This is a genomic window from Caldisalinibacter kiritimatiensis (genome assembly GCF_000387765.1).
Lineage (GTDB): Bacteria > Bacillota > Clostridia > Tissierellales > Caldisalinibacteraceae > Caldisalinibacter > Caldisalinibacter kiritimatiensis.
This window is the reverse complement of the sequence record NZ_ARZA01000029.1, coordinates 1-7920: the sequence shown is the minus strand read 5'-3', so window position 1 is coordinate 7920 and position 7920 is coordinate 1. Positions and strand designations below refer to the sequence as shown.

Here is a 7920-nt window from a genome sequence, read left to right as displayed (position 1 = left end):
TTAAATAAATAAAATGCAGTATTTATGCGAGTTGTAGAGTTCTGCAACGAGCTATATGGTTATAAAAATGGGGGTATGTATGTTGCGAATAAAGGAACATCCAATTATTGATTTTAAAAGAGGTAAAAAAATTAAATTTACTTTTAATGGAAAAGTTCTTGAAGGCTATGAGGGAGATACTATTGCATCTGCTTTACATGCTGCAGGTATTAAAGTATTAGGGAGAAGTATTTCTTTAAACAGGCCAAGAGGTTTTTATTGTGCAATAGGTAACTGTTCTTCCTGTCTTATGAAAGTAAATGGTAAACCTAATGTAAGAACATGTATTACAGAATTAGAAGAAGGAATGGTAATAGAAACTCAAGAAGGAAAGGGGGAACTAATTTGACGAATTGTGATATAGCTGTAATAGGAGGTGGACCGGCAGGGTTATGTGCGGCAATAAATGCAGCATCTAGTGGAGCTGATACTATTTTAATAGATAAGAACAAGAGATTGGGAGGTCAGCTTATAAAGCAGACACATATGTTTTTTGGGTCTGAAAAGCAATTTGCTTCTAAAAGGGGATTTGACATAGCAGAGATTTTATTAAAAAAGGTTATTAATCTACGGAATAAAATCAAAATAATGAATAATTCAACTGTTCTTGGATTATATGAAGATGGTGTTATTACTGTTGAAAGTAATGGTAAGTATAAAAAGATAAAGCCTAAAGCTATAATAGTTGCTACAGGAGCTAGTGAAAAAGTCTTAGCTTTTCCTAATAGTGATTTACCTGGTATATATGGAGCAGGTGCTGTACAGACACTAATGAATGTATATGGAGTAAAACCTGGAAACGAAGTTTTAATGGTTGGAGCTGGTAATATAGGTCTTATAGTTAGCTATCAATTGTTACAAGCCGGTGTTAATGTAAAAGCTATAATTGATGCTGCACCAAAGATAGGAGGTTATTTAGTTCATGCATCTAAAATTGCGAGAATGGGAGTACCTATATATACAGGTTATACTGTAAAAAAAGCAGTTGGAAATGAAGCACTTGAAAAAGTAATTATTTGCAAAGTAGATGCAAACTGGAGTCTAATATCTGGAACAGAAATTGAGCTTAATGTAGATGTAATGTGTATATCGGTAGGACTTATGCCGCTTAACGAACTTTTATTTCAAGCAGGGTGTGAGATGATGTATATAAGTGAGCTAGGTGGACAAGTACCGATAAGAGATGAAAATTATGAGACTACAAGAAACGGTGTTTTTGTAGCGGGTGATGTATGTGGAATAGAAGAAGCTAGTAGTGCTATGGTAGAAGGGTATCTAGCAGGATTATGTGCAGCTAAGAGCATTGGATATGTACATCAAGATTTTAGAAGATTAAAAGTGGATTACGAAAAACAATTAATGGAATTAAGAGGAGGACCATATGGAACAAAAATACGTAAAGCTTTAAAAAAGATAAAAAGAGGTGTTAATTAATGTTAAGTAAGACAGGAGTTGCAGATAAAAAATTAGTAAAAGAAAAGTTTCCTAGCTTAGATAGACTTAAAAAGGGACCTATTGCAATCATAGAATGCTTTGAAAGAATTCCATGTAATCCATGTTCCACTGTCTGTAAAAGAGGAGCAATAAAGGAAATGAAAGATATAAACGATATACCAGTTATTGACCCGGAATTATGTAATGGATGTGGTTTATGTATAAGCTGTTGTCCTGGTTTAGCTATAATGGTTATAGATGCTACATATGCAGATGATAAGGTTATATTCAAGATACCTTATGAGTTTTTACCTGTACCTAAAATAGGAGATAAAGTAAAAGGATTGGATAGATCAGGTAAGTATATAACAGATGTAAAAATAGTAAATGTTTTAAAGGCTGAAAGGCAGGATAAAACAACGATAATTCACGTTGAGGTATCAAAAAAATATTTATATGACTTTAGAAATATAAGAATGGAGGGGTAAAATTGCGTGAGAAGACAATAGTGTGTAGATGTGAAGATGTAACATTAGATGAAATAAGGAAACTTATTAGAGAAGGATATACGTCAGTAGATGAAATAAAAAGAATCTCTAGAGCTGGAATGGGTCCCTGTCAAGGAAAAACATGTTCTCAGATTATTATGAAGGAAATTGCTTTAATTACTGGTAAGGATATTTCTGAGCTTAAGTCATGTACAAGTAGACCACCTGTTAAGCCAATAAAAATAAAAACTATAGCAGAAGGAGCTAATTTAAATGATTAAATCTGCCGAAGTTGTAATTATAGGTGGAGGTATTTCTGGGTGTTCTATAGCTTATAATTTAGCTAAAAAAGGTGTAAAGAATGTTGTTATACTAGAAAAAGAATATTTAGCTAGTGGCTCTACAGGAAGGTGTGGTGCAGGGGTAAGACAACAATGGGGTAGGGAAATGAATTGTAGATTGGCTATGGAAAGCATTAAGTTTTTTGAAAATGCAAAAGAGGAATTAGAATATGATAAAGACATTGAATTTAAACAGGAAGGTTATCTTATTGTAGCAACAACAGAAAAGGAAGATAATCAATTTAAAGAAAACGTTAAACTGCAACGGAAATTAGGGATACCAGTAGAATACCTTACACCTAAAGAAGCTAAAAAAATTGTACCTCATCTAAATACGAAAGGAGTAATAAGTGCAACTTTTTGCTCGAAAGATGGTCATTTAAATCCATTTTTAATGACTGATGCATATGCAAAAGCGGCAAAAAGATTAGGGGTTAAAATTTATACATATACTGAGGTTATAGGAATAAAGGTAAAGAATAATAAAATATATGGAGTAAAGACAAATAAAGGATTTATTTCTACTAGAATTGTAATAAATGCTGCAGGAGGATATTCAAAACAAATCGGTAAAATGGTCGGTATAGATTTACCTGTATATTCAGAAAGACATCAAATATTAGTAACTGAACCTGTTAAGCCAATCCAAGGGCCAATGGTTATTTCATTTTCGCTTAATATTTATTGTCAGCAGACACCACATGGTTCGTTTATTATGGGGAGAGGGGATTCTAATGAACCTAAAGACTTACGAGTAACATCAAGTTGGAATTTTATGGAACAGATGACTACAACTGCAATCAATTTGTTGCCACCATTAGGAGAATTAAGAATTATAAGGCAGTGGGCAGGATTATATAATATTACACCTGATAAACACCCTATACTAGGTCCGGTTAAAGAAGTTGACGGATTTTATTTAGCTATTGGGTTTAGTGGTCATGGTTTTATGTTAGCACCAATGACTGGATTACTCTTGGCAGAACAGATAATAGGTGAAAAAACAACTATACCTATTGATAAACTTGATAAAGATAGATTTGAAAGAGGGGAAATGGTATTAGAGCCTTCAGTTGTATAGAGTGTAATTAAATATAACAAATATTAAGGGGGATTTTGTTTATGTCAAATGCTTACTTTAAAATAAAAAAGCCTTATAATGAACCGATTTACTCTTATCTACCAGGGAGCAAAGAAAGAACAGACTTGAAAGATAAAATTAAAGAGTTAAAGAGTAAAGAGATTGAGATACCTTTAATAATAGGTGGAAAAGAAGTAAGAACAGGTAAAGTTAATAAGTGTATAGTTCCTCATGACAAAGAACACGTTTTAGCTACTTATCATATGGCAGGAGAAAAAGAAGTAAATATGGCTATTGAGTCAGCATTAAATGCTAAAAGAGAATGGGATAATATGCCATGGGAGCATAGAGTATCTATATTTCTGAAAGCAGCTGAGCTTTTGTCAGGACCTTGGCGTTCTACACTTAATGCTGCTACAATGCTGGCTCAAAGCAAAACAGTGTTTCAAGCAGAAATAGACGCAGCATGTGAACTTATAGATTTTCTAAGATTTAATTGTTATTATTTAACACAAATTTATAATGACCAGCCTTATTCTTCAAAAGGAGTGTGGAATAGAGTAGAGTATAGGCCACTAGAAGGTTTTGTGTTTGCGGTTACACCTTTTAATTTTACATCTATTGGTGGTAATTTGCCAACTGCACCAGCATTAGTGGGGAATACTGTATTATGGAAGCCAGCATCTAATGCTGTATATTCAAATTATTTCTTTATGAAGCTTTTACAAGCTGCTGGATTGCCTGATGGAGTAATAAACTTTATGCCAGGATACGGCAGTGAAATAGGTGAATATGTATTAAAAAGTGAATATCTTGCTGGTATACATTTTACAGGTTCTACAAAAGTATTTAGAGGTATGTGGAAAACAGTAGGCGAAAATATAGATAAATATAGAATGTATCCAAGAATAGTAGGGGAAACTGGAGGTAAAGATTTTATTTTTGCTCATAAAAGTGCTGATATTGATTCTTTAGTAACAGCTATTGTAAGGGGAGCATTTGAATATCAAGGGCAAAAATGCTCAGCAGCATCTAGGGCTTATATACCAGAAAGTATCTGGCCAGATGTTAAGCAGAAGTTGTTAAAAGAAATTTCAACTATAAAGATGGGAGATGTAGAAGATTTTAGTAATTTTATTGGAGCAGTTATAGATGAAAACGCATTTAACAAAATTAAATCTTATATAGAATATGCTAAAAGTTCAAATGAAGCTGACGTAATATATGGTGGTAAATGTAATAATAATAAAGGATATTTTATAGAACCAACTGTAATAGTAACTAATAATTCAAAATTTAAAACAATGAAAGAAGAGATATTTGGACCTGTTATTACTATATATGTTTATAATGACAATAATCTTGAAGAAACATTAGAGCTTTGCAATAGTACATCGCCATATGCATTAACAGGTGCAATCTTTAGCCAAGATAGAAGAATAACTGTTAAAATGCAAAAGGCATTAACACATTCAGCAGGTAATTTTTATATAAATGATAAACCGACTGGAGCAGTAGTTGGACAACAGCCATTTGGTGGTTCAAGAGCATCTGGTACAAATGATAAAGCAGGCAGTATGTTTAATTTATTGAGATGGATAAGTCCAAGAGCAATAAAGGAGAATTTTAATCCACCTAAAAAATACGAATATAATTATATGAGGGAAAGCTAAACTACAATAAGCAGTAGTATAAAAAATTATGTAAACTAATATAAATAAGCAAGCCATAGGTAAAAAAGACTATCCAAGTGCTAAAATTGGATAGTCTATTTTTCTGTCATAAATCCATCTATTATTTAAAATTTTGTTTTTAATAAAAGAATAGATGAAGTGAAAGTCAATATGCGCTGTATTTACTATCAACACATAAAATTAAATCACCGAAAGCGACCATAAAAATATTATGGTAACTATAAAAACATCAAGTGCAGCATCGTTTATGTTAGAAAGTATCGTTAAATAGTTTTAGAAGGAGATGTGTCTTTAAGATCTACCGCTATAGCTACATAACCAAAATGAACTTTCACATTTTATACTCCTTTTATATACCGGAATTGAAAAATATTTATTAAATTGGATTGTAAACAATTTAATTATCATAGGCATAGTTTAGGTCTTGAGATGTCAAAAAAACGCAAACAAGCTCAAAATAAAAAGAGTTTTTGCAAAATTTACTCTAAAAAATTAATTCGACAAAGTTTATATTGTTAATTGAGAAGCAAAATTCAACAATATAATCTGACATAATATACGGATATATAACAAATGGGTTACATAACGTTTTGATAGTTTATATGTATTGAGTGTTTCTTTAAGATGCATATATATAAAAAATAGATAAAATATAAATTTTTTTATTAATTTAGCAGGATTTTAATCAAAAATATAGAATCTAATTATACAAAATGTATATTTTGCGACATTAGAATTATATAAAAGTACTTAAAAATAGGAGTGATTATAATGTATTATGATTGTCCAGTTATACTAGAAGATTTTTTAAACTATATTGAAACAATTAAAGGTAAATCCCCAAATACAGTTAAAGAATATTACTTTGATTTAAGAACTTTCTTTAGATTTTTAAAAATTAGGTATAGATTAGTAGACAGAAATACAGATTTTGAAGAAATCGATATTCAAGATGTAGATATTTCTTTGATTAGAAAAGTTACTCTTCAAGATTTATATGCTTTTATATCCTATGTTGATAAGCAACGAGACAATAAAAATTATGCAAAAGCACGTAAAGTTGCAAGCATCCGTTCTTTTTTTAAATATTTACATACTAAAGTAAAATTGATTGATGAAAATCCGGCTCAAGATTTAGAATCTCCTAAAACTGATAGGCGTCATCCAGTGTATTTGACATTAGACGAAGCAAAAAGATTATTAGATGTCATTGATGGCCCTTTCAAAGAAAGAGATTATGCTATTATTACCCTATTTTTAAATTGTGGTCTTAGATTGTCTGAACTAGTAAGTATAGATATAGATAAGATTAAAGGAGATATATTAACCGTTGTAGGTAAGGGAAATAAAGAAAGAACTATATATCTGAATGAAGCATGTGTAGAAGCTATCAATAAGTATCTCGAAGTAAGACCTAAAGAAAACTTAAAAGATAAAAAAGCTTTGTTTATAAGTAAAAGGAAAAATCGAATAAGTCACAAGGCTGTTCAACACTTGGTAAAAAAATATCTTAAACTTGCAGGACTCGATACTAAAAAATATTCAACTCATAAATTAAGACATACTGCCGCTACTCTTATGTATAAGTATGGCAATGTAGATATAAGAGCTTTACAGCAAATATTAGGACATGAGAATGTTTCTACTACTCAGATATACACACATATAGATGATGAAAGGTTAAGACAAGCTGTTAAAAGCAATCCTCTATCCCAAACAAAAAAGGAATAGGGTCTTTCTCCTATTCCTTTTTATTCAATTGGCACTTTTATAGTATCTCCAGGATGAATTTTTGCATTTTCCATTTTATTTAGTCTCGTTATTATATAAACTACTTTTCTGATATCTTGGTTATTATAGTTATTTTCTTTTGCGATTTGCCAAATAGTATCACCTTTATCCACAGTTATAATCTTGTATTTTTTATATGTACTACTATATGCTTTATTAATATTTGTAATTAATCCAATTGCTAACAAACCCAATATAACAGTTAGTGTAAAAAAACTAACTCTATAATTATGTTTTTTATATACCTCTTTCATATAATTACACCTCCAAATAGAACTTATGTTCGCTTTATCTAAATTATAAACGAACAAACGTTCTGTGTCAAGAGTTATAATTAAATTTACGAACGAATGTTTGATAAATACTAATTTATATGTTATAATTACGATAAATATGGTTATGTGGGGTGCTACATATGTATGAAGATTTAACACAGAAACAATTAGAAATTTTACAGTTTATAAAAAGTGAAATACAAACCAAAGGCTATCCTCCTGCTGTTAGAGAAATTTGCAAGGCTGTCAATTTGAGGTCTACTTCTACTGTACATGGACATTTATCTAAATTGGAAAAGAAAGGTTACATTAGAAAGGACCCAACAAAGCCAAGAGCTATAGAAGTTTTAGATAAAGATACCGACAATAATTTGCCCAACAAAGAAATTATTCATGTTCCTATTGTTGGCAAAGTTACAGCTGGTCAACCTATTTTAGCTGTTGAAAATATAGAAGATACTTTTCCATTACCTGTTGAGTTCACAGAAAATAGTGATATATTTATGCTTACTGTTACTGGTGAAAGTATGATTGATGCAGGTATTTTTGATAATGATTATGTTTTGGTAAGGAAACAAAATTATGCTAATAATGGTGACATAGTTGTGGCACTTATTGAAGATGAAGCAACTATAAAAAGGTTTTATAAAGAGAAGGATTATATTAGGTTACAACCTGAGAATAAGTATATGGAACCTATATATGTTAAAGAGTTGAAAATTTTGGGTAAAGTTATTGGTGTATTTAGAAGATTACAATAATGCTTATATAGATAAA

General features: G+C 30.8%; 9 protein-coding genes. 8 read left to right on the top strand and 1 reads right to left on the bottom strand.

Translation table 11 applies throughout. The features are described 5' to 3' along the window. Nucleotides 1-79: 79 nt before the first annotated feature. The 7 genes from L21TH_RS00900 to L21TH_RS00870 all read left to right on the top strand — a co-directional run bounded on the left by L21TH_RS00900 (nt 80) and on the right by L21TH_RS00870 (nt 6808). Nucleotides 80-388, top strand: coding sequence for a (2Fe-2S)-binding protein (locus tag L21TH_RS00900; protein ID WP_006306560.1), 309 nt, complete (start codon nt 80-82; stop codon nt 386-388). After that, the gene (locus L21TH_RS00895; RefSeq protein ID WP_006306559.1) at nt 385-1473 is read left to right on the top strand and encodes an NAD(P)/FAD-dependent oxidoreductase; all 1089 of its coding nucleotides are present in this window, start codon (nt 385-387) and stop codon (nt 1471-1473) included. The genes L21TH_RS00900 and L21TH_RS00895 overlap by 4 nt, the downstream gene beginning before the upstream one ends. Then, a complete protein-coding gene (locus tag L21TH_RS00890; RefSeq protein WP_006306557.1) occupies nt 1473-1961 on the top strand; it encodes a 4Fe-4S binding protein in 489 nt (162 codons plus the stop codon). Before L21TH_RS00895 ends, L21TH_RS00890 begins: the two co-directional genes overlap by 1 nt. 2 nt (nt 1962-1963) lie before the next feature. Next, complete coding sequence (locus tag L21TH_RS00885; protein WP_006306555.1) at nt 1964-2242, top strand: (2Fe-2S)-binding protein; 279 nt, start codon at nt 1964-1966, stop codon at nt 2240-2242. Continuing rightward, on the top strand, nt 2235-3383 hold the full coding sequence (locus L21TH_RS00880; RefSeq protein ID WP_006306554.1) for an NAD(P)/FAD-dependent oxidoreductase: 1149 nt from the start codon (nt 2235-2237) through the stop codon (nt 3381-3383). Before L21TH_RS00885 ends, L21TH_RS00880 begins: the two co-directional genes overlap by 8 nt. A gap of 41 nt (nt 3384-3424) precedes the next feature. Beyond that, nucleotides 3425-5056 (top strand): L-glutamate gamma-semialdehyde dehydrogenase, encoded by a 1632-nt coding sequence (pruA, locus tag L21TH_RS00875; RefSeq protein WP_006306553.1) that lies wholly within the window; start codon nt 3425-3427, stop codon nt 5054-5056. A gap of 792 nt (nt 5057-5848) precedes the next feature. Further along, nucleotides 5849-6808 carry a tyrosine recombinase XerC gene (locus tag L21TH_RS00870; protein WP_006306552.1) on the top strand — a complete coding sequence of 320 codons (960 nt, stop codon included), beginning with the start codon at nt 5849-5851 and terminating at the stop codon, nt 6806-6808. A gap of 20 nt (nt 6809-6828) precedes the next feature. Here the strand turns inward: L21TH_RS00870 and yneA are convergent, their stop codons facing one another. Then, on the bottom strand, nt 6829-7122 hold the full coding sequence (gene yneA, locus L21TH_RS00865; RefSeq protein ID WP_006306551.1) for a cell division suppressor protein YneA: 294 nt from the start codon (nt 7120-7122) through the stop codon (nt 6829-6831). A 161-nt stretch (nt 7123-7283) separates the two neighbouring features. Here yneA and lexA point away from each other — a divergent pair, with 161 nt between their 5' ends. Beyond that, complete coding sequence (gene lexA / locus L21TH_RS00860; protein ID WP_006306550.1) at nt 7284-7904, top strand: transcriptional repressor LexA; 621 nt, start codon at nt 7284-7286, stop codon at nt 7902-7904. The last annotated feature ends 16 nt before the right edge of the window (nt 7905-7920 follow it).

Coding starts and splice junctions, on each gene's coding strand:
- yneA (WP_006306551.1), bottom strand. CDS start 7,122: ATGAAAGAGGTATATAAAAAACATAATTATAGAGTTAGTTTTTTTACA.
- lexA (WP_006306550.1), top strand. CDS start 7,284: ATGTATGAAGATTTAACACAGAAACAATTAGAAATTTTACAGTTTATA.
- L21TH_RS00880 (WP_006306554.1), top strand. CDS start 2,235: ATGATTAAATCTGCCGAAGTTGTAATTATAGGTGGAGGTATTTCTGGG.
- pruA (WP_006306553.1), top strand. CDS start 3,425: ATGTCAAATGCTTACTTTAAAATAAAAAAGCCTTATAATGAACCGATT.
- L21TH_RS00890 (WP_006306557.1), top strand. CDS start 1,473: ATGTTAAGTAAGACAGGAGTTGCAGATAAAAAATTAGTAAAAGAAAAG.
- L21TH_RS00900 (WP_006306560.1), top strand. CDS start 80: ATGTTGCGAATAAAGGAACATCCAATTATTGATTTTAAAAGAGGTAAA.
- L21TH_RS00870 (WP_006306552.1), top strand. CDS start 5,849: ATGTATTATGATTGTCCAGTTATACTAGAAGATTTTTTAAACTATATT.